This window comes from Mesorhizobium sp. M0074 (assembly GCF_040322975.1).
In the GTDB taxonomy this organism is placed as follows: Bacteria; Pseudomonadota; Alphaproteobacteria; order Rhizobiales; family Rhizobiaceae; genus Mesorhizobium.
In genome coordinates this window covers 32,672-52,150 of record NZ_JAMYUM010000013.1, presented here as the reverse complement: position 1 = coordinate 52,150, position 19,479 = coordinate 32,672, and the positions used below count along the sequence as shown (strand labels likewise).

Genomic DNA, 19,479 nt, shown 5'->3' with positions numbered 1-19,479 from the left:
GAGGGATCGACTGCGGCGACTGCTTAATGCCGTTCGGGCCGGCAAGCAAAACCAAACGGTTGATCCATAGAGTCATTTGAATTGAAGGAGCGCCGTTGATGGCCGCGAGCTCACCGGTCTAGTCTAGAGACCGACCAGCCGCTTGAGATCGGCGGGCGATGCGCCCGCCTTACGCTGGGCGGCAAGGCCGGTATTGCCAAGGCTCTTCGACAGTTTTCGTCCGTCCGGGCCGAGGATCAGGCGATGGTGAAAATAGGCCGGCTGCGGCAGGCCAAGCAGTTGCTGAAGCAGCCGCTGCACGCTGGCCGCGGAATAAAGGTCCTGGCCGCGCACGACATGGCTGACGCCCTGCAGCGCGTCGTCCATGGTGACGGCGAGGTGATAACTGGTCGGGATTTCGCGGCGCGCCACGACCACGTCGCCCCAATCCTGCGGATGGGCTTCGACACGACGCGTCGCGGAGAGCGTCTCGTCCGTGTATTCGGCCCATGACAGGTCCTTGCCGGCGCGCGCTATTGCAGCATCGACGTCCAGCCGCCAGGCAAATGGCACATTTTCGGCAACGCGCCGCTTGCGTTCGCTCGCCGTCAACGCCTTGTCGGCGGCGGGATAGAGCGGCACGCCGTCCGGGTCGCGCGGCCAGTCGCGGCCACGCTTCTCGCTGTCGGCGATGAAGGCGCGGATATCACTTCTGCTCATGAAGGCCGGGTAGACAAGTTCTTCCTTGATCAGCCGCTCGAGCATCGCCCGATATTCGGCAAAATGCTCGGACTGGCGGCGCACCGGTTCCTCCCAGCCAAGCCCCAGCCATTTCAGATCGCGAAAAATGCCTGCCTCGAATTCCGGCGTGCAGCGCGTCGTGTCGATATCCTCGATGCGCAGCAGCAGGCGTCCGCCCGCCGCCTTTGCCAATTTCTGATTGAGCAGCGCCGAATAGGCATGGCCGAGATGCAGTTCGCCGTTCGGGCTCGGCGCGAAGCGGAATGTCAGCAGTGTCATTGTCCGGCGGCAATCGGGTTGTGTGGCGCTTTCGCCAATTGCTACTTTGCGCCGGTGGCGTCGTGCGTCCAGAGGGACACGTGACGAAGCGTGCGGCACTTTTGATTTTGGAACAAGCAGACATGCAACGCATCGCCAGTCTCGACGACATTGCGCAAGGGCTGGATAGGCTATGCTTACTCGACCCACGCCTGGAAAAAGTGCGCGGCATGGCCGGCGAGGTGCCGCTCAGGCTGTCGGAGCCGGGGTTCAGGAGCCTTGCCTCGATCGTCGTTTCACAACAAGTGTCCCGCGCGAGCGCCGATGCCATCTTCGGCCGGCTGACGAGACTGCTCGATCCGCTGACGCCGCAGGCGATACTTGCCGCCGACGAGGCGATCTTTCTCGAGGCCGGGCTGTCGCGGCCCAAGCAGCGCGGCCTGGTTGCCGTCGCCCGGGCGGTGGCCGAGGGACTCGACCTCGATCACCTGTGCCGGCTCGATGCAAGCGAGGCGATCGCGGCCATGACCAAGGTGCCGGGCATCGGCTCGTGGACGGCTGAAGTCTACCTTTTGTTTGCCGCCGGACACCCAGATATCTTTCCGGCGCGCGACGTTGCATTGCAGAGCGCGGTCGGCCATGCACTCGGCATCGACCCGCGTCCGCCGGAGAAAATGCTGATCCGGCTTGCCGAATCATGGAGCCCGTGGCGCGGTGTCGCATCGCGGCTTTTCTGGGCTTATTATCGCGAATTGAAGGGCAGGGATGCCGCGCCTCCGGCCTGAATCCGCAAAAAAGCATTGAAATCATGCGTTTTTGAGACCCGGCATGATCGACAATCCGCTTCACATCCCTGTCATGTCGGGCTTACAGTATCCGCGTCGACCGGTTCTAGGGTGAAGGAGGTCAACGACGTGACGGTTGCCGTATCTCCGGATGGGCTTCCAGCGCTGGTGCTGAATGCGGATTACCGTCCGCTCAGCTATTACCCCCTGTCGCTCTGGTCCTGGCAGGATGCCATCAAGGCGGTGTTCCTCGAGAGGGTGAACATCGTCGCCGAATACGAACACGCCGTCTCTTCACCGACCTTTTCGATGAAGCTGCCGAGCGTCGTCAGCCTGAAGGCTTACGTGAAGCCGTCGAGGCATCCGGCGTTTACCCGTTTCAACGTCTTCCTGCGTGACCGTTTCCAATGCCAATATTGCGGCACGCCGGACGATCTGACGTTCGACCATGTCATTCCTCGCCATCGCGGCGGCGCCACGACCTGGGAGAATGTCGTCGCTGCCTGCTCGCCCTGCAATCTGAGGAAGGGCGGCATGATGCCGGCCCACGCCAAGATGTGGCCGCTGCAGAAGCCCTACCAGCCGACGGTGCATGATTTGCATAATAACGGCCGGCTGTTCCCGCCCAACCATCTACACGAAAGCTGGATGGATTATCTGTACTGGGATGTCGAACTCGAGCCATAGAGTTCGGCAGAAATCCGCCATACCGGTCGCCTGACGCAGCTTTCTGCGCTTCCGGTGCTCACGTACTTTAGTACGCTCCGCTCCGGTTCTCGAAAGCCACGTCATGCACTCCGGCCTGACGAATTTCTGGACGAACTCTGCGTTGTGCCGCTCAGTCGCGGGCGAAGGCGCTGCGGAAGGCTACGACTGCCAGGACAAAGCTGGCGATGGCGTTCCAGCCGGCTAGCGACAGGCCGAGGATGCGGAGCGCCGCCTTGTCGCAGGAGGGCGGGACGAATTTGTCGAGCGCATCGAGCACGCCCTTGCCGCCGGTGTCCACCGGCCCGGCGGCTGCAGTGCAATCGGTCGGGCCTGGCCACCACGCCCATTCGACGCCGGAGTGATAAACGCCGAGATAGACGCCGTAGAGCATCAGCAGGCCGCCAATAGCCAGCAGGCCACGGCTTACCCAGGCTGGCGCGTGAAGAGCCGACGCAAGCACCGCCAGCAGCATCAAGGGCACGCCGACGTAGTAAGGCGTGCGCTGCTCGAGGCAGAGCTTGCAGGGGATGTAGCCGCCGAGATACTGGAAGGCCAGCGCCGAGCCGACCGTGGCGGCCATGGCGACAGCGAGAAACAGGGCGGTGCGCAGCCGCTGGCGTCCGGTATCGGCATTCACGGTCGCTGTCATCGGACTCAGTCCATTCGGTTCGATGCCGTTCAGACGGCGTATTTGACGACGATATAGAGCAAAATCAGGGCAGCGGCGGCGGCGCCTGCAAGCTGGCCAAGGCGCTTTTCGATGAAGTGGCGGATCGGCTCGCCATAGCGGCGCAAGAGCCACGCGAGAAACAGGAAGCGAGCACCGCGCGCCACGATTGCCAGCACGATGAACAGCAGCAAGGGAACACCGATGACGCCCGACAGGATCGTCACAACCTTGATCGGCGGCAGATGGGCGAGGCCGGAGGTGACCAGCATCAGGATGATGAAGCCGACACCCGATGAGACGCGCATCGCTTCGAACTCGTCATATTTGCCATAAAATTCGAGGATCGGCCGCGCCACCGCATCATAGGCATAATGGCCGATGAACCAGCCGGCGATGCCGCCCAGCACCGAGGCGACGGTGGCGACCAGCGCGTAACGATAGGCGCGATCCGGCCGCGACAGCGCCATCGGCAGATAGAGGACGTCGGCCGGCACCAGGAACACCGAGCTCTCGACGAAGGCGATGAAGGCAAGCCACCATTCGGCCGATTTGCTCGCCGCCAGCGACAAGGTCCAGTCGTAAAGTCCGCGAAGCATCGGCACTCCTAATGCACGCCCAAACCAGAAGCGGTCTTGGGATCACGACATGTACAAACAAGACTTGGAAGCGCCCCGCATCAACCTCGTCGGACAAGGTGCGCTTCAATGACATGCGCCGCCTGTCTAGAAAGATTTTCCGCGCTGCACAATGGCAGCTGCTTCACGAAATCGAAAGGCTGAGGCTTGAGCGAGCCCAGATGTCGGGATTTGGCCAGTTGATTGACGAGCAAGCCATGGCGTCGAACACTTGCCTGCCTGAAGTGCGTCAAGGCAGTTTCCAATTACATCGTGGGTTTTCCGGCCGAACACGATCCGTGTTTAAATACCGGCGATTCCTGTCGCATCCTCTCTCCCTGCTTCGCCCTTTGCGCCGCCATGTCGTTGTCTGATTTCATTTATCGCGCCTTTGAGAAGCTCATCCGTCCGCTGGATATTCCACCCGCGCCGCTGCCTGCGAGCGGGCCGTTTGCGCTGCTCCTGCATTTTGCGCGGATGTTCCGCGGCACCCTTGCGGCCATTACCGTCCTGATGATGGCGGTCGAGGGGATCAACCTTGCGACGATTTGGGGGGCCTCGTTCGTCGTCGATGGGGTGAGCGCGAAGGGCGCGGCGGTTTTCCTGCAGGAGGACTGGCCGACGCTGGTCGTGCTCGGCGTGCTGGTTTTCCCCGTGCTGCCGTTGCTCATCTTCGTGGGCAATGCGCTGAACTCGCAGACGGTGGCCGTATGCATGCCGGCGGCGATGCAGTGGCAGGGCCACAAGGCGGTGGAACGTCAGGATCTTGCCTTCTTCCACGACCTCTTCGCAGGTCAGGTGGCGTCGCGCATTTCGCAAGTCGCATCCGCCGTGCAGCAGCAGATCGTCGTGGCCTTCTACAGAATACCGCTGTTTCTGGTGCAACTCGTCGGTTCGCTCGTTCTGCTTGGCGCGTTGTCCTGGCCGCTGGCGCTTCCGGTTTTCCTCTGGATCTCCGCCAACATCGCCATTGCGGTGGTGGCGGTACCCCAATATTCTAAGCGGTCGCGCCGCTCGGCGCGGGGGCGAAGCCTCGTGGTCGGCGCCATGACCGACCTCTACAGCAACATTCAGATGGTCAAGCTGTTTGCGGCGGAAGACAGCGAGGCGGGCGCGATGCGGACCGTGATGGAAAACGCCATCGAGACCCAGCAGCGCGAAAGGCGCATCTATCTGACGACCGATATGGGCGTCGTCCTGCTCAACGTTGCCCTCTTTCTCACCAACGTTGCCATAGGGCTCTGGGGATTTGTCGCCGGCTTCGTCACGGTTGGTCAGTTCGCCGCTTCGATCGCCATCGTGCAGCGGCTCAATGCCAACTCCCGTGCCTTCCTGCAGATGGGCCAGCAGATTTTCCAGGCGGTGGGCACGATCCGCGACGCAATGCTGGTCGTGACGACGCCGCCGACCATAAAAGACGCGCCGAACGCCAAGCCGCTCGACGTCACGGCCGGCGAAGTCGAGTTCAAGAACATCCAGTTCGAATACCGCGAGGGTCAACGGGTGATCGAAGACCTGTCGCTCACCGTGCGCGCCGGCGAGAAGGTCGGGCTCGTCGGCCTCTCCGGGGCCGGCAAGTCGACCCTTGTCAGCCTGCTCCTGAGGTTCTTCGAGCTGAAGGGCGGCGCGATCCTGATCGATGGGCAGGATCTCCGCAGCGTGACCCAGGCCAGCCTTCGGGAGAGCATCGGCGTCGTCACCCAGGACGTCTCACTGCTGAATCGCTCCGTCGGCGACAACATCCGTTATGGCCGGCCCGATGCCCCGCCGGAGGCGTTGGAGCGCGCCGCGATGCTGGCCGAGGCCGACGGCTTCATCGCCGATCTCAGAGATGGCGAAGGCCGCACCGGCTACGACGCTTTCGTCGGCGACCGCGGGGTAAAACTTTCCGGCGGCCAGCGTCAGCGCGTCGCGATCGCCCGGGTGTTGCTCAAGGACGCGCCAATCCTGGTTCTCGATGAGGCGACGTCCGCATTGGACAGCGAGGCCGAGGCGGCGGTCCAGGACAAGCTCGCTCTTCTGATGGAAGGCAAAACTGTGATCGCCATCGCCCATCGCCTGTCGACGATTGCCAGGATGGACCGGATCGTCGTCCTCGACAAAGGCCGCATCGTCGAGGAGGGAAAACCATCGGCGCTGCTGGAGCGCGACGGGCTCTATGCCCGACTGTGGAAGCTTCAGACCGGCGGCTATATTGCCGACGCCCTCGAGGAGATGTGAGCCGCCCTCGGTGATGATGTTTTGCTCATGGCCGGCTCGATACATTCTGCTTTCACTCCGGAAACCGGACTTGGCTGAACTCGTTTCCACCATAACGTTCGGAAGCCGATCCCAACTTCATCGATCATGAGCGAAGCCATAATCCCGAACTCCCGTGCCGCCATTCTCGAGCGGCGATCTGCCGGCGCGCTGACATGGTCCGGCCCCGCCCTGATGTTGTTCGCGCGGTCGGCTTTCGCTGTTGCCGCGCAGGGCCTGGTTGCGGCCGTGTACGCTGCGCACGGTTCGGCGACGCCCTGGCGCGACGCACGGGCTTGGCTGCCGGTATATGGCAGCTTGATCGACGCGGGCTGCCTTGGACTCCTTTGGTGCCTTGCGCGGCGCGAGGGCATCACGTTGCTCGATTTGGTCGGTTTCGATCGCAAACGCTTGGGGCGCGATCTGTTGTTGGGCGTTGCGCTCATCCTCCCGAGCCTCGTTTTCATCTACGCTGGGATCACCGCCAGCAGCCTGTTGGTCTATGGCAACCCTGACGCACCGCAAATATACGGACCTTTGCCGCTCTTGCCTGCGCTCTACGGGGTGCTGATCTTTCCGTTGGTCTGGGGCATTACGGAGCAGACCACCTATAACGGCTATCTTCTGCCGCGTTTCCAAGTCTTGTCGGGAAGCACGGGATTTGCCGTTGCCGTCGTAGCGTTTTCCTGGTCGTTTCAGCATGCGGTGATGCCGCTGACGTTCGACCCACACTTCATGCTCTACCGGCTCTTGGCACCCATCGCGCATTCGACATTCATCACCCTCGTGTACCTGCGCGTGCGCCGCATCCTGCCGCTGGCGACGGCGCATTGGCTCATGGATGGGGCGTCGGTATTCATCGGCATTCCGCTGTTGCGGTAGAAGGGTTCAAACGGGCTGAGATGCCCACTTTAGACCGAAGCCTCCGATCGACGAAATCGAAAGCCTGGGTTTGAGCTACATGGGGTCTCGGGAATTGGCCAGTTGACGAACAGGCCTCCAACCGTATAGTCCGCGCCCATCCAGGCCGCCCGGCCTGAGCCCCTATGGCGGAATTGGTAGACGCGCTCGACTCAAAATCGAGTTCCGCAAGGAGTGCTGGTTCGATCCCGGCTAGGGGCACCATTTCCTAAAATTCCCACGCCACTTCCTGTTAAATCCAATGGCGTGGGTGGGATCGTCCACGACGCCCTCGACGGCCACCGAATGGTTGCGTCTTGCCTGTTGCCGCAAGCTGCCCAAGCTTCCGCTGAACGGTGCGCGGACCAGCCCCAAGCGCAATCTGGCGTTCCTCACCGCACGCGATCAGGCGTGCCGCGGTCCCGCAAGAAGACGTTGCCGCAAAGTCGATCGCTGCCCGACGGACATGTTTCCTCCCGCGAACTACCCACCAGACCCGGCCCACGGATGCAACCTCGGGAGGTGAGATATGCGGGCATTATGGCACGATGCGAAACAGCTTCGTCTTGGATCGTGCTGCGGGCCGGAGCCGCCGCCGTGCCTAGCGCAGGGCCGCCACGACGTCGGCGAAGTCGGCCCGCTTGCCATTGCCGGCGCGACGCAATTGCACCTCGACCGGCTTGCCGTCGGATTGGTCGCAGTAGACGATGGGTCCGGGCCGCACCCATTTGTCGCCCCACTCGGTCAGCGCGATAATGACCGTTTTGAATTCCAGCCCCTTCCGGGTCAGGACGTAGTCGGCCTGCTCGCCGGCGGCACCCGGGCGACGGTCCATCAGGCCGGCCTCGACGAAATCCTCGAGGCGCTTGGCCAGGATGTTGGTGGCGATCCCCAGGCTCTTCTGGAATTGCGAAAAGCGCGTGCAGCCGCCGAATATCGCGTCGCGCAGGATCAACAGGCTCCAGCGCTCGCCGACCAGTTCCAGGGCGCGTGAGGCCGAGCAGTTTTGTTTTTCATAGAGACGACCAAGCATGGTGTGAACATACCCTATTGACTTGCATCATGCAAGTACGCAATTGTGCTTGCATGATGCAAGCGACAGAGGTCGAGAGAGTGTTCATCGCCCGAGATTTCGGGTGTCCATCAACCAATCAGATCCAGACAGGAGATATGTTATGAAAAAGGAAGAAGATTACACGACGTCATTCGTCGTTAAGCAAAGCCCCGAAGAGGTTTTTGCCGCGGTTGTCAATCCGCGAGCCTGGTGGTCGGAAGATATAGATGGCGATACCAACAAGCTCGGTGCGATATTCTACTATCATTTCAAGGATATCCACCGCGGCACATTCAAGGTCACGGAGCTTGTGCCTGGCAAGAAGGTCGTCTGGCACGTCGTCCAGAACTACTTCAACTTCGTCAAGGATGCGACCGAGTGGACCGGCACGGACGTGGTCTTCGAGATCGCGCCGACCGAAAAGGGGACCGAGCTGCGTTTCACCCATGTCGGGCTGACGCCGAGTGAAGAATGCTACGATGTCTGCCATGACTCGTGGCGCTTCTATGTCGCGAGTCTCCGCGACCTGATTTCGACGGGCAAGGGGCAACCCAACAAGGGCGAAGAGAACGCCAACCCAACGGTTGTGCCGCAAAACGAGGACCTCGGCGCCGTCGAGCGCAAGGCGGCAGGCGATGGCGCCGAGATGATCGTCATGACGACGGCAGCGGCGAAGCCCGGCATCGAAAGCAAGGTGCGGAATGCCCTGCGGGACGTGGCGGGGGCGGCCCGCAAGCAAAGCGGGTGCATCGACTATAGCGTCTTTCGCTCGGAGGCAGAGCCCAACGTTACCATCTGCGTCGAGCGCTGGGCATCGAAGCAGGAGCGCGACGCTTTTCTACGCTCGGCGGACGCGAAGAATTTCGTTTCGGCCATAACCGGCGCCTTCCTGGAGCGGCCTTCACCGATCTCCTACACGACGTTGGAAGTCGGGTCCTAGTTGCAAGGTTCGCCCGGTCACGGCGCCGGCTGCCCTGGAGCAATGCAACGGGGCAGACGGCGTCCAAGCGTGGGAACAGAAAACCATAGCCTACTTGCATGATGCAAGAACGAATGGCTTGCATTCATGCAAGAGGAAGAGAGATCGCCGTGCCGAAATCGATGGAAGTCACAAACAAAGCCGTTCTCGTGACCGGGGCCAATCGCGGCCTCGGCAAGGCGCTGGTCGAGGAAATATTGAGGCGGGGTGCCAAGCGCGTCTATGCCGGCGCGCGCAAACCGCTCGCCCACGCGGATCGGCGCGTCACGCCGCTGATCCTGGACGTGACCGATGCGGTGCAGATTGGGGCGGCTGTCGAGCGGATCGGGTCTCTCGATATCCTCATCAACAACGCCGGCATCGGGCTCTACGACGATCTTGGCGATCGTGCTGCGCTCGAGCGACACCTCGCCGTCAACCTGCTCGGCGTGCATGGCGTAACCCACGCATTCCTGCCGCTGCTCACGAATTCGCGCGGCGCCGTGGTCAACATCCTGTCGGAAGCGGCTCTCGTTCCCTTCCCGATTATTCCGTCTTACTCACTATCGAAGGCCGCCGCGTTTTCCATGACGCAATCGCTGCGTGCTCTCGCCGGCGCTCGTGGCGTGAGCGTTCATGCAGTCCTGTCCGGTCCCATAGACACCGACATGAGCAGAGACGCCGATATACCGAAGAGCTCCGCGGAGAGCGTCGCGAAAGGTATCCTGGACGGCATGGCGCGAGGGGAGGAGGAAATCTTCCCTGATCCGAAATCGGCCTCCATGGCCGAGAGCTGGCGCGGCAGCGCGTTCAAAGCGCTCGAACGCCAGATGGCGGCTTTCGTCCAAGCCATGCCCGCCAAGCCATAGGCGACCGCCGCCATCGATACGCTGCCAGCATTCGCAATTCAGCACCCCACAGTGGAGCGGAACATCATGCTGTTGAACGCAACTTCCCCGGTTTTCACCAGCGGATCACGATGACTTTGTCGGTCCCGTTAGCGAGTTCGACAGCTTCGGTGCCATCCGGTTTGCGGCTTTGGATTCTGGCGCTCTCGACAGCTTCAACGCCAACAACGTTGACTGCAAAGGCTTCATCGATTTCGGCGGCACAGACCAAGGTGTCCGGCGGCAGGTCCTTTACTTGATCCAACAACTCGCGAAGCTTCATGGTCGAATCTCCTTGGCGATAGCAGGAATGAGCAGCACGCTTTCGCCGCACATTCGGAACCATGTCCCTTGAGAAAGGTTCCCGATGAGGTGGAGATGCCGCAGAATGGGACGAGCGCGACGATCCGCCCGTCGCGATGATGTGAACGCGCCGTGCGAAGCATCTGTCTCAAATCCCTGTCCCTAATGCTGCCGGCGCAATTCCTTGTTGATCATGCCGCCCATCGCTAGACCGACCGCCATCACCGCAAAAGTCGCCGCGATAGATCGCTTCGGCAGCACCGTCTCCCAACCTGGCGTCAACCGCTTCGGCACGAAGCCATAATCTGTTGCCGCGGCAATGGCCGCTGCCGCCAACGCATCGCGAAATATCAGAAGCGACGGACGCGGCGGCCTCGAGGCGAGCCATAGTTCGAAAAGGAATGCCCAGAAGATGGAGGAAGCGTGATGCGTGCCATAGCCGACGAGCGTGTGCGCCACGTCACCGCGCCGCACGGACGCGGCCTGTTCGCCGTAGAGCCAGTGGCTGGTCGCATTCGTGGGCTGCAGGGCGCCTTTGCCTTCCCGCCTTGCAAGCAGGGCCAGCGCAGCTGTCGTGGCGAAGCTGACGATCGTACCCGAACCGGCTGCGGACAATCCTGTCTGGATCAGACTTTTCACTTGGTCCTCCGTCGTTTCGCGGGTCGGCTCCTTGGAACGCCTTCGTGAATTCGCGGCAGTCTCGTGCCGTCGTTGCCAAACGGCAAAACGAGTCCGAAGTTCCGGGAACGGACTTTTGGTTGGACGTTATCCCAGAAGCGTCCTCTGGGATAACGCCATTGAAGTCCGGCTGCCTTTCCTCGCAAGCTCGGATCGCAGCCCGGCCGCTATTACATTGGCCCCGGCACCATCTTGGTCGGCTGCTCAGGCATCGGAAACGGATAGTTGTCGCATTTCACGTCCGGGTTCGTCGGGCTGAACATTCCGAGCGGGTTGTCCTTGAACAGCCAGGCGTGAAGGTCGTAGTGGTGGAACTCCTTCGGGATGAGCGGGTAATGCCCCTCCATCGGCCCCTGGAATGTCTGGCCGAAGAGCTTCGGCGGCTCCTTTGTGTCCGGCGTCAAGGGCACGAGCCATTCCGCGCCGACCAGGCGCAATTCGCCGCCGACCGGCTCATAGATCAGCACATTGGGGCGCGTCGGATCCGCGGTCGGGCCGACAGTCGTGACGTTGACGAAATGGATGCCCATCGCGCCCTTCGGGTAGTCCATCGCCCCCTCTACCTTTTCGCCGCTGTAGAAGACGCATCCTACCGTCGATAGATAAAGCTCGCGAATGGCAACCTTGTAGTCTTCATACCTGGACAGCGATTTACGCAGGGCATCGATCTCGGCTTTGTCGGGTTCGGCCGCCCGAGGAGTGGCGGCGTTCAGCCACGCGCCAATGAGACCTGCCAAGGTGAGGATACCGACACGCCTGAGGTGAGTTGTTTTCATCATGCATTCCTCCCAGATTTTTTTCTTCTGGCCGTGCAGGACCGAGGCGGCAGTGATGCTGGACGCGCGGCCGTAATTGATCGCCTCATCCCGGTTGGGACTGCGTCGATGCTAATCCTTTCCGCTGATCGGGAGAATTAACCCTGACGACCTAGGCCCGAGCGGGCCGACGGTGCGGAGACGGACGGCCGGGCCCGCTTTGGACCGATGCACTAGCGCCGGCGCAGCAGGCTCCTCATCCGGTTGCGCAGCAGGCGCGCCATGTTGCGGGTTTCACGGTAGAGGTGAAGCTGCGACGCCGCCTGGCGGGCGGGGCGGTCGGCATCCGGCGTCAGCCCGATCACCAGCGTGCCCATCGGCTTGCGTTCGCTCCACAGCCGGCTCATCACCGGATGGTCGGGCACCGCGCAGGAATCGGTCATCATGATGTTGGGGTCGTCGAGATGCTGCCTGGTCACCTCGATCATCAGCAGCGTGCCCGGCGAATAGGCGGCGAGCGTCTCGTCATAGGCGGTCTTCCAGGTGTAGGCGACGCCGGCCTCGACGAAGACGACCAGGCAGGCAATGGTGCGGCCGTCGAGCGTCAGCGAATGGATGCGGCAGAGATCCTGCTCGGCCAGCCGGTGCACCGCCTCGCGGGCGAAGGCGGCGCGGTAGCGGTCGATCGCCATGGCAGTGCGCTCGCGGCCTTTCCAGCCGGCAGCCTCCAGCGTCAGGAAATTTTCGATGGCGTGGCGGATCTCGTCAGGCCCGCGCGCCACGACATGCTGCAGCCGGCCGAGGTCGGCGAGGCGGCGCTTCAGGCGGCGGAACTCGCGATAATGGTGCGCGCGCAGCGAAGCTTTCAGATATTCCTCGCCATCGAGCTCGCTTTCGAGCACCGGGCGCTCGGCCTTGCCGGTGGTGACCAGCGTCAGGCCGCGCGTTTCGGCGACGCTGGCGAGCAGGTTCGCCACCGGGCCATCCAGCCTTATGTCGGGCAGCACGAAGACCTTCGGCAGCTTGAGATGCGGCCTCGACAGCATCGCGAAGAAATCCTCGATGACACCGATCGGATCGTCGCGGTCGACCAACGGCGTGCCGATCGGGCCGAACGGGCTCGACCAGGTGCGCATGACGGGAACCCCGAGCGGCACCACCGGTCGCTCGACCGAGAACGGCACCAGCAGGCGCAGCCGGTTGCGATACTGGTCGCCGTCCCGGATGACGGCCAGCCGCACCTCGCGGTCCTCGAGCCTGGGCATGGCCGGCGCCAGGAAGCGCGGATTGAAGAAGACGTTGGGCTCGATCGTGCGGGTACAGAGATAGTCGAGCTCCTCGACCAGGTCGAAGCCGGCGGAGGCCGGATAGATGGCAAGCTTGCGCTCGGGCCGGTTGTTGGCGAGGATCTCGACATGGGCGGGATCGGCTTCGCGGGCAAGCCCGGCAAGGCCGGACACCATGGCGCCGGCCGGGCCGCCGCTGGTTTCCTCGAGCAAGGGGACGGCAGCCATCAGGCAGCTCCTTTGGCGGGCACGAAAATGACCATGGCGATGCCGAGCTTGCGCCAGACCGTAAAGGACAGCGCGCCGGCCTCGAAGATCATGGCGAAGACGGTGGCCATCGCCGCGCCCCACAGACCGAAGAGCGGGATCAGCACGACGCTAAGCGCGATGTTGAAGGCCAGCGTCATAGCATAGACAGCGGCACAGATGTTCTGGTTGCCGCTCATGGTGAGCAGGCTTTCGCAAGGGCCGACGGCGGCCCGCGCGACGACGCCGAACACCAGCAGGAACAGCAGCGGATAGCCGGCGGAAAATTCCGGGCCGAACAGGGTCAGCATCGGCTCGCCTAGGGCCAGCACGAGCAGCGCCATCGCCAGCGACGGCCAGAAGGTCCACGACACGGTTTCGCGGGCGAAGGCGGCGAGCCTGTGCGGCTCGCCATGGGTGAACTGCGCATAGCGCTGGGCGACGCCGGCCTTGACCGCGAAATAGACGAAATGCACTAGCGCCAGCGTCTTGACGGTGGCGAAATAGACGGCGACGTCGTTGGGATCGAGATAGGCGCCGACCATCAGCACGTCGGCATTGGTGAGCAGGAAGAAGAAGCTCTCGACCAGGAAGATCGGCAGCGAGACGATGAACCATTGGCCGAAATGCAGCTTCATCGGCCCGGCCGGAATTCTTTTGTCGATGCGCGAGGTGACGCCGACGAGCTGACCGAGCGTGGTGGCGTAGGTGGCGGCGATCGCGGCGAAGATCGCCGTTCTGGCGTCGGGCGCGTAGCCCGCCAGCAGCATCAGCGCCATGAACGCCAGGATCAGCAGCGGCCGCACCAGGAATGTCGGCGACAGCGCAAACAGCGCCCAGGAATTGGCCCGCGCCAGCCCTTGCAGCAGGTCGGACATGGCGATCATCGGCAGGCAGATGATGCCGAGGATGAACGGCACGACATAATAGTTCTCGATAAAGGGCGACAGTAGCCAGACGCCGAGCGCGCCGAGGCCGGCGATCACCGTTGAAGCAACCAGCACGAACAGCCGGCTGGCCCGCACGATGCCGCGCAGTTCGGCCAGCATGCCGCGCTCGCGATATTCCGGGATGAAGCGGATGATCGAGGTGTGGAAGCCGAGGCAGGCGAGATTGCCGACGATGACCATCGTCACCCACACGAGCACGAAAATGCCGTATTCGAACGACCCCATCCAGCGCGCCATCAAAACCTGGCTGACGAAGGCGATGACGGCGCTGACGATGCGGACCGAAAAGGCGATCAGCGACATGCGGCCGGCCTCGCCGCGCGCGCCGGCGCTGAACAGGACGGCATCGATCAGGCCAAGCAGCGGCCTTATGCGCAGCGCAAGGCGCTGCGGCAAGAACCGCCCGGCTGTCGTCGCCGCGGAAAAGCGCACCCCGATACTCTCCGTTTTCCGCCAATTTACAGGGTGTTGGTGTAGCGGAGACACATTAAGAAACGGTTGGGTGGGCTTTCCTTCGCCCCGTCTCGGGGAGAAGGCGCCGGCAGGCGGATGAGGGGCGGGTGCGCTGCTTCATATTCATCATTCGCGCAACCCTTCACCCTGCTCGGTAGTGTCTCAGTTTGAAATACGCGGAAACGCCTATCTCGTTTGCCCCATATGCCAAAACGCCTATATGCTTAGCGGAACGCATGGCAGCAACAATGGTCTACACTGTCATCTGGTATGGAAGGCAGGGCATCGTCGACAAGGTGATCTTCGACGAGGAGAAGACCGCGAAAGATCATGCAACCTCCATGTTCCAAACCCGAAAGGGTGACGATGGAATCGTGTCCGTTGAAGTTCGTAAGGACAACGGCGCTGTCGTCTTTAGCCATGCGGAGAACTAGGAATGCCAACCGGACCTAAAGGCCAGGAAGGATGTTCTGCCACCACTTACCAGCTCACAAACAAGCTCATCAAGATCGGTGCCGAGGTTATCAGCCATGGGTGTTATGTCGCCTTCCAGATGCGGAGGTCGCTATCCCGAGGCAACTCTTCCCCGACATCCTGCGGCTGATCGCGGAACTCCGGCCATCGCCCTATCCATCACCGGCGTGACCGGCCCGGTTGTCATGCGTTTCAGCAAAACCAGGGGAGAACTATGCCTTGAAGAAAGCGAAATCGACATCCTCGGCCAGCAGCGGGCAGACATCACGACTTTGGCCGATCACCAACGCCATTTTTGCCGGGTCTGGTCTTGCAACTGGTGCCAGTTTGCGCAAACCTCAGTCTCAACAGACCGGTAATCCGGTGGATGCCTGATTACCTGAATCTGGGAGGGGCGAAGTGTTAGGCGAGCCCATTACCGTTCTGATGGTCAATGAGTATCCTGACTACATTGATGCACAAGTGTGGGCTGCTGAGCTGAAAACCCGTGTGCCGCAGCTGGAGTTCAGGCTTTGGCCAGACGCCGGGAACAAAAGTGACATAGATATTGTGCTGATCGACAAGGGCGCCAGTCCTGGCTTTTTTGATGCCATGACGGGGCTAAGCGCCGTCGTCTATTTGGGAGCTGGTGTCGAGGGTATTGATCTTCAGAGCTTTCCCAAGAGTGTTCCGCTCATCAGGCTCGCAACGCGTGAGCAGGCTTCGGAAGTGGTGCAGTACATCGTCCTTCGCGTTCTCTGCCAGCAACGGCATGTTGCGGATTACATTAGTCTACAAGCCCGCAAGTTGTGGAATCCGATCGCGCCGCGGAAGATCTCCGAGACAAGAATAGTTGTGCTGGGTGCGGGCCGGATCGGTGGCTGGGCCGCAAAGCTGTTTGCGGACTTGGGCTACGACACAGCAGTCTGGTCTCGTCATCAAAAGACGCTTCCTGGTATACACAGTTACTTTGGCCGTGCCCAGCTTGCGGACGCATTCACAAGTCGGGACTACGTTATCTGTTCACTTCCCCTGACTGGTGACACTCGTGGGACTCGAGTGCCTTTGGAAAAATGAAGCGAGGTGCCTACCTTGTGAATGTCGGCAGGGGCGCGCATGTCAACGAAGCCGACCTGATCCGCGCTCTCGACGAAGGTCAGCTTTCTGGTGCTTGTCTTGACGTGTTTGAGCGTGAACCGCTGGAGGCTTCATCGCCGTTGTGGACTCATCCCAAGGTGACCGTCACACCTCATGTCGCGAGCTTCTGGGTGGATTCTGGAATCGACCAGGCCGCAGATCTCTGCGGTCAAGTCGCAAGAGGAGAGCCTCTGTCCAACAAGATCGACCTCGAACGGGGTTATTGAATCGAAGTAGTGTCTTTACCCACTTTAGCAAGTTCCGATCTTCATGAAGCGCGGACATCAGCGCGTGCGTCACCCGGCTATTAGATTTCAAACTGAAACACCACCGACGGTCGAGATACAGAAAATTCGAAATGCGTATTTTGGTGTCGGCGGGACAGCGCCCCCTGTGGCCTGCCGGCCATCTCCCCCTCAAATGGGGAGATCGACTAGTCGCCAACGCCTCTGCTGCCCCTCATCGCCCTTTCGGGCACCTTCTCCCCGTATGACGGGAGAAGGAAAGTAGGCGCTTACGCAAACGCCCCGTGGCAGTGCTTGTATTTCTTGCCTGAGCCGCAGGGGCAGGCTTCGTTGCGGCCGACCTTGCCCCAGGTCGCCGGGTTCTTCGGGTCGCGGTCTTCGGGGGCGACGATGGCGTTGGTCTCTTGGCGGACCAGAACGGCCGTCTCGCCGCCTTCGAAATCGTCCTCGCCGGTGAAGCCGTCGATATGGCTGCCGAACATGTCGGGGGCTTCGGGCGGCGGCGCATCGGCCGCCTGGCGGACCAGTTCGACGCGCATCAATTGCGCGGTGACGGCCTGGCGCAGATTGCCCAGCATCGCCTGGAACAGCTCGAACGCTTCGCCCTTGTATTCCTGCAGCGGATCGCGCTGCGCATAGCCGCGGAAGCCGACGACCGAGCGCAGATGGTCGAGATTGACGATGTGCTCGCGCCACAGATGGTCGAGCGTCTGCAGCACCACCGAGCGCTCGACATAGGTCATCACGTCGGGGCCGAAACGCTCGGCGCGCTCCTTGGCGGCGGCGTCGGCGGCCTGGCTGACGCGCTCGCGGATGTCGTCCTCGGCGATGCCTTCTTCCTTGACCCAGTTCTCGACCGGCAGATCGAGATTGAGGAATTCGGCGATCTCGGCCTTGAGGCCGGCGACGTTCCACTGCTCGGCATAGGCGTTTTCGGGAATGTTCTTGGCGACGATCTCCTCGATGACGCCTTCGCGCATCTCTGTGATGGTTTCGGACAGGCCCTCGCCGTCCATCAGCTCGATGCGCTGCTCGAACACCACCTTGCGCTGGTCGTTTGAGACGTCGTCGTATTTCAAGAGGTTCTTGCGGATGTCGAAGTTGCGCGCCTCGACCTTCTTCTGCGCCTTTTCCAGCGCCTTGTTGATCCAGGGGTGGATGATCGCCTCGTCTTCCTTGAGGCCGAGCTTCTGCAGCATGCCGTCCATGCGCTCGGAACCGAAGATGCGCATCAGGTCGTCCTGCAGCGACAGGAAGAATTTCGACCTGCCGGGATCGCCCTGGCGGCCCGAGCGGCCGCGCAACTGGTTGTCGATGCGGCGCGATTCATGGCGTTCGGTGGCCAGCACGTAGAGGCCGCCGGCGGCGAGCGCCTTTTCCTTCAGCCGGGCGATGTCGTCGCGGATTTCCTTTTCCCTGGCCTCGCGCTCGGGGCCGGCCGGCATGTCGCCAAGCTCCTCGGCGATGCGCATGTCGGCATTGCCGCCGAGCTGGATGTCGGTGCCGCGGCCGGCCATGTTGGTGGCGATGGTGATGGCGCCGGGCTTGCCGGCCTGGGCGACGATCGCCGCCTCGCGCTCGTGGTGGCGGGCGTTCAGCACCTCGAAATCCTTGAAACCTTCCTTGCGCAGGCGTTCGGCCAGTTGCTCGGACTTCTCGATGGAAGTCGTGCCGACCAGCGTCGGCTGGCCCTTGGCGCGGGCTTCCTTGATCTCCTTGACGATCGCCTTGTATTTCTCCTCGACCGTCCGGTAGACCTCGTCGTCTTCGTCAATACGGATGACCGGCAGGTTGGTCGGGATCTCGGTGACGTCGAGATTGTAGATGTTGGCGAATTCCTCGGCCTCGGTCAGCGCCGTGCCGGTCATGCCGGCGAGCTTCTTGTAGAGGCGGAAATAGTTCTGGAAGGTGACCGAGGCGAGCGTCTGGTTCTCCGGCTGGATCGCCACATGCTCCTTGGCTTCGAGCGCCTGGTGCAGGCCCTCCGAATAGCGGCGGCCGGGCATCATGCGGCCGGTGAACTCGTCGATGATGACGATCTCGCCGTTGCGCACGATATAGTCCTTGTCCCGCTGGAACAGCCGGTGCGCCTTCAGCGCGTTGTTGACGTGGTGGACGATGGCGACGTTCTCGACGTCGTAGAGCGACTCGCCCTTGAGCAAGCCGGCATCGCGCAGCATGTTCTCCAGCTTCTCGGTGCCTTCCTCGGTGAAGATCGACGTCTTCTGCTTCTCGTCGATCTCGTAGTCCTGCGGCTGCAGCTGGATGATGAAGGTGTCGATGGTGTTGTACATTTCCGAACGGTCCTCGAGCGGACCGGAAATGATCAGCGGCGTGCGCGCTTCGTCGACCAGGATGGAATCGACCTCGTCGACGATGGCGTAGCTGTGGCCGCGCTGCACCATCTGGGCGCGCTCGTATTTCATGTTGTCGCGCAGATAGTCGAAGCCGAGCTCGTTGTTGGTGGCGTAGGTGACGTCGGCGGCGTAGGCGACGCGGCGCTCCTCGTCGGACAGGCCGTGGACGATGACGCCGACCTTAAGGCCGAGGAATTTGTAGACGCGGCCCATCCATTCGGAGTCGCGCGTGGCCAGATAGTCGTTGACGGTGACGACATGCACGCCATTGCCGGCGAGCGCGTTGAGATAGACCGGCAGCGTCGCCACCAGCGTCTTGCCTTCGCCGGTGCGCATCTCGGCAATGCCGCCATTGTGCAGCACCATGCCGCCGATCAGCTGCACGTCGAACGGCCGCATGCCCAGCACGCGGCGGGCGGCCTCGCGCACGGTGGCGAAGGCCGGCACCAGGAGGTCGTCGAGGCTGGCGCCGTTGGCGATGTCCTGGCGGAATTTGTCGGTGCGGGCCTGAAGCTCGGCGTCGGAAAGCGCCCGCATCTCGTTTTCCATGGCATTGATCGCCTCGACGCGCGGCCGGGTCGATTTGACCCGACGATCGTTGGAGGAGCCGAAAACCTTACGGGCGAGACCGCCGAGACTGACCATCCAATGGCCCTTTCGATAGCATTCCAAGTCATTGCGACGGGCGCCGGCCGGCCCCATCAACTCCACGTGAACGCGGACAAACGCAAAAAGCGCCCGGAAAACGGTTCTGGACGCAAAGTCGTTGGACAGATAAGAGGGGGCTCATTCGATGTCAACGCCGCGCTCGCCCTGTCGACCGC

At 62.0% G+C, this 19,479-nt stretch carries 18 protein-coding genes, 1 tRNA gene and 2 pseudogenes; 11 read left to right on the top strand and 10 right to left on the bottom strand.

The features are described 5' to 3' along the window. Positions 1–123: 123 nt before the first annotated feature. Complete coding sequence (gene gluQRS / locus NKJ73_RS18630; protein WP_352570545.1) at positions 124–999, bottom strand: tRNA glutamyl-Q(34) synthetase GluQRS; 876 nt, start codon at positions 997–999, stop codon at positions 124–126. A gap of 122 nt (positions 1,000–1,121) precedes the next feature. Here gluQRS and NKJ73_RS18625 point away from each other — a divergent pair, with 122 nt between their 5' ends. Continuing rightward, entirely contained in the window at positions 1,122–1,763 is a 642-nt protein-coding gene (locus NKJ73_RS18625; protein ID WP_352570544.1) for a DNA-3-methyladenine glycosylase family protein, read from the top strand. 129 nt (positions 1,764–1,892) lie between these two features. After that, the gene (locus NKJ73_RS18620; protein WP_023677956.1) at positions 1,893–2,450 is read left to right on the top strand and encodes an HNH endonuclease; all 558 of its coding nucleotides are present in this window, start codon (positions 1,893–1,895) and stop codon (positions 2,448–2,450) included. 151 nt (positions 2,451–2,601) lie between these two features. On the opposite strand, the gene NKJ73_RS18615 is transcribed toward NKJ73_RS18620, so the two are convergent. Both NKJ73_RS18615 and NKJ73_RS18610 read right to left on the bottom strand, forming a co-directional pair. Next, entirely contained in the window at positions 2,602–3,120 is a 519-nt protein-coding gene (locus NKJ73_RS18615; RefSeq protein ID WP_352570543.1) for a disulfide bond formation protein B, read from the bottom strand. 29 nt (positions 3,121–3,149) lie between these two features. Next, positions 3,150–3,737 (bottom strand): YqaA family protein, encoded by a 588-nt coding sequence (locus tag NKJ73_RS18610; protein ID WP_352570542.1) that lies wholly within the window; start codon positions 3,735–3,737, stop codon positions 3,150–3,152. 378 nt (positions 3,738–4,115) lie between these two features. Here NKJ73_RS18610 and NKJ73_RS18605 point away from each other — a divergent pair, with 378 nt between their 5' ends. The 3 genes from NKJ73_RS18605 to NKJ73_RS18595 all read left to right on the top strand — a co-directional run bounded on the left by NKJ73_RS18605 (position 4,116) and on the right by NKJ73_RS18595 (position 7,118). Beyond that, positions 4,116–5,975, top strand: a complete 1,860-nt coding sequence (locus NKJ73_RS18605) for an ABC transporter ATP-binding protein (RefSeq protein ID WP_352570540.1) — start codon at positions 4,116–4,118, stop codon at positions 5,973–5,975. Between the two features lie 126 nt (positions 5,976–6,101). Next, positions 6,102–6,875, top strand: coding sequence for a CPBP family glutamic-type intramembrane protease (locus tag NKJ73_RS18600; protein WP_352570539.1), 774 nt, complete (start codon positions 6,102–6,104; stop codon positions 6,873–6,875). A 158-nt stretch (positions 6,876–7,033) separates the two neighbouring features. After that, positions 7,034–7,118 (top strand) — tRNA-Leu (locus tag NKJ73_RS18595). A gap of 376 nt (positions 7,119–7,494) precedes the next feature. On the opposite strand, the gene NKJ73_RS18590 is transcribed toward NKJ73_RS18595, so the two are convergent. Further along, entirely contained in the window at positions 7,495–7,926 is a 432-nt protein-coding gene (locus tag NKJ73_RS18590; RefSeq protein WP_352456668.1) for a winged helix-turn-helix transcriptional regulator, read from the bottom strand. A 142-nt stretch (positions 7,927–8,068) separates the two neighbouring features. Between NKJ73_RS18590 and NKJ73_RS18585 the strand changes: the two genes are divergently transcribed. Then, on the top strand, positions 8,069–8,887 hold the full coding sequence (locus NKJ73_RS18585) for an antibiotic biosynthesis monooxygenase (protein ID WP_352570538.1): 819 nt from the start codon (positions 8,069–8,071) through the stop codon (positions 8,885–8,887). A 149-nt stretch (positions 8,888–9,036) separates the two neighbouring features. Continuing rightward, on the top strand, positions 9,037–9,774 hold the full coding sequence (locus NKJ73_RS18580; protein ID WP_352570536.1) for an SDR family NAD(P)-dependent oxidoreductase: 738 nt from the start codon (positions 9,037–9,039) through the stop codon (positions 9,772–9,774). 94 nt (positions 9,775–9,868) lie between these two features. Here the strand turns inward: NKJ73_RS18580 and NKJ73_RS18575 are convergent, their stop codons facing one another. From NKJ73_RS18575 to NKJ73_RS18555, 5 genes are all read right to left on the bottom strand, one after another. Then, positions 9,869–10,075 (bottom strand): hypothetical protein, encoded by a 207-nt coding sequence (locus NKJ73_RS18575; RefSeq protein WP_023677964.1) that lies wholly within the window; start codon positions 10,073–10,075, stop codon positions 9,869–9,871. Positions 10,076–10,257: 182 nt separating this feature from the next. Then, a complete protein-coding gene (locus tag NKJ73_RS18570; RefSeq protein ID WP_352570535.1) occupies positions 10,258–10,734 on the bottom strand; it encodes a hypothetical protein in 477 nt (158 codons plus the stop codon). Positions 10,735–10,943: 209 nt separating this feature from the next. Beyond that, the gene (locus NKJ73_RS18565) at positions 10,944–11,549 is read right to left on the bottom strand and encodes a hypothetical protein (protein WP_502905385.1); all 606 of its coding nucleotides are present in this window, start codon (positions 11,547–11,549) and stop codon (positions 10,944–10,946) included. A 212-nt stretch (positions 11,550–11,761) separates the two neighbouring features. Further along, positions 11,762–13,042, bottom strand: a complete 1,281-nt coding sequence (locus tag NKJ73_RS18560; protein ID WP_352570533.1) for a GNAT family N-acetyltransferase — start codon at positions 13,040–13,042, stop codon at positions 11,762–11,764. After that, positions 13,042–14,442 carry a lipopolysaccharide biosynthesis protein gene (locus tag NKJ73_RS18555; RefSeq protein ID WP_352570532.1) on the bottom strand — a complete coding sequence of 467 codons (1,401 nt, stop codon included), beginning with the start codon at positions 14,440–14,442 and terminating at the stop codon, positions 13,042–13,044. The genes NKJ73_RS18560 and NKJ73_RS18555 overlap by 1 nt, the downstream gene beginning before the upstream one ends. Before the next feature lie 269 nt (positions 14,443–14,711). Here NKJ73_RS18555 and NKJ73_RS18550 point away from each other — a divergent pair, with 269 nt between their 5' ends. The 4 genes and pseudogenes from NKJ73_RS18550 to NKJ73_RS18535 all read left to right on the top strand — a co-directional run bounded on the left by NKJ73_RS18550 (position 14,712) and on the right by NKJ73_RS18535 (position 16,280). After that, a complete protein-coding gene (locus NKJ73_RS18550; RefSeq protein WP_352456662.1) occupies positions 14,712–14,897 on the top strand; it encodes a hypothetical protein in 186 nt (61 codons plus the stop codon). Between the two features lie 53 nt (positions 14,898–14,950). Further along, positions 14,951–15,108, top strand: a pseudogene (locus NKJ73_RS18545) (IS1380-like element ISCARN79 family transposase); the annotation flags it as partial. Between the two features lie 48 nt (positions 15,109–15,156). Then, on the top strand, positions 15,157–15,312 hold the full coding sequence (locus NKJ73_RS18540; protein ID WP_352456661.1) for a hypothetical protein: 156 nt from the start codon (positions 15,157–15,159) through the stop codon (positions 15,310–15,312). A 51-nt stretch (positions 15,313–15,363) separates the two neighbouring features. Then, positions 15,364–16,280: pseudogene (locus NKJ73_RS18535) on the top strand (NAD(P)-dependent oxidoreductase). A gap of 287 nt (positions 16,281–16,567) precedes the next feature. Here NKJ73_RS18535 and secA read toward each other — a convergent pair. Then, the gene (gene secA / locus NKJ73_RS18530) at positions 16,568–19,300 is read right to left on the bottom strand and encodes a preprotein translocase subunit SecA (protein WP_352456659.1); all 2,733 of its coding nucleotides are present in this window, start codon (positions 19,298–19,300) and stop codon (positions 16,568–16,570) included. Between the last annotated feature and the right edge of the window lie 179 nt (positions 19,301–19,479).

Excerpts from the sequence above, each read along its gene's own strand:
- gluQRS (WP_352570545.1), bottom strand. The coding sequence starts at position 999 with ATGACACTGCTGACATTCCGCTTCGCGCCGAGCCCGAACGGCGAACTG.
- NKJ73_RS18625 (WP_352570544.1), top strand. The coding sequence starts at position 1,122 with ATGCAACGCATCGCCAGTCTCGACGACATTGCGCAAGGGCTGGATAGG.
- NKJ73_RS18615 (WP_352570543.1), bottom strand. The coding sequence starts at position 3,120 with ATGACAGCGACCGTGAATGCCGATACCGGACGCCAGCGGCTGCGCACC.
- NKJ73_RS18610 (WP_352570542.1), bottom strand. The coding sequence starts at position 3,737 with ATGCTTCGCGGACTTTACGACTGGACCTTGTCGCTGGCGGCGAGCAAA.
- NKJ73_RS18605 (WP_352570540.1), top strand. The coding sequence starts at position 4,116 with ATGTCGTTGTCTGATTTCATTTATCGCGCCTTTGAGAAGCTCATCCGT.
- NKJ73_RS18600 (WP_352570539.1), top strand. The coding sequence starts at position 6,102 with ATGAGCGAAGCCATAATCCCGAACTCCCGTGCCGCCATTCTCGAGCGG.
- NKJ73_RS18590 (WP_352456668.1), bottom strand. The coding sequence starts at position 7,926 with ATGCTTGGTCGTCTCTATGAAAAACAAAACTGCTCGGCCTCACGCGCC.
- NKJ73_RS18585 (WP_352570538.1), top strand. The coding sequence starts at position 8,069 with ATGAAAAAGGAAGAAGATTACACGACGTCATTCGTCGTTAAGCAAAGC.
- NKJ73_RS18575 (WP_023677964.1), bottom strand. The coding sequence starts at position 10,075 with ATGAAGCTTCGCGAGTTGTTGGATCAAGTAAAGGACCTGCCGCCGGAC.
- NKJ73_RS18565 (WP_502905385.1), bottom strand. The coding sequence starts at position 11,549 with ATGAAAACAACTCACCTCAGGCGTGTCGGTATCCTCACCTTGGCAGGT.
- NKJ73_RS18560 (WP_352570533.1), bottom strand. The coding sequence starts at position 13,042 with ATGGCTGCCGTCCCCTTGCTCGAGGAAACCAGCGGCGGCCCGGCCGGC.
- NKJ73_RS18550 (WP_352456662.1), top strand. The coding sequence starts at position 14,712 with ATGGTCTACACTGTCATCTGGTATGGAAGGCAGGGCATCGTCGACAAG.
- secA (WP_352456659.1), bottom strand. The coding sequence starts at position 19,300 with ATGGTCAGTCTCGGCGGTCTCGCCCGTAAGGTTTTCGGCTCCTCCAAC.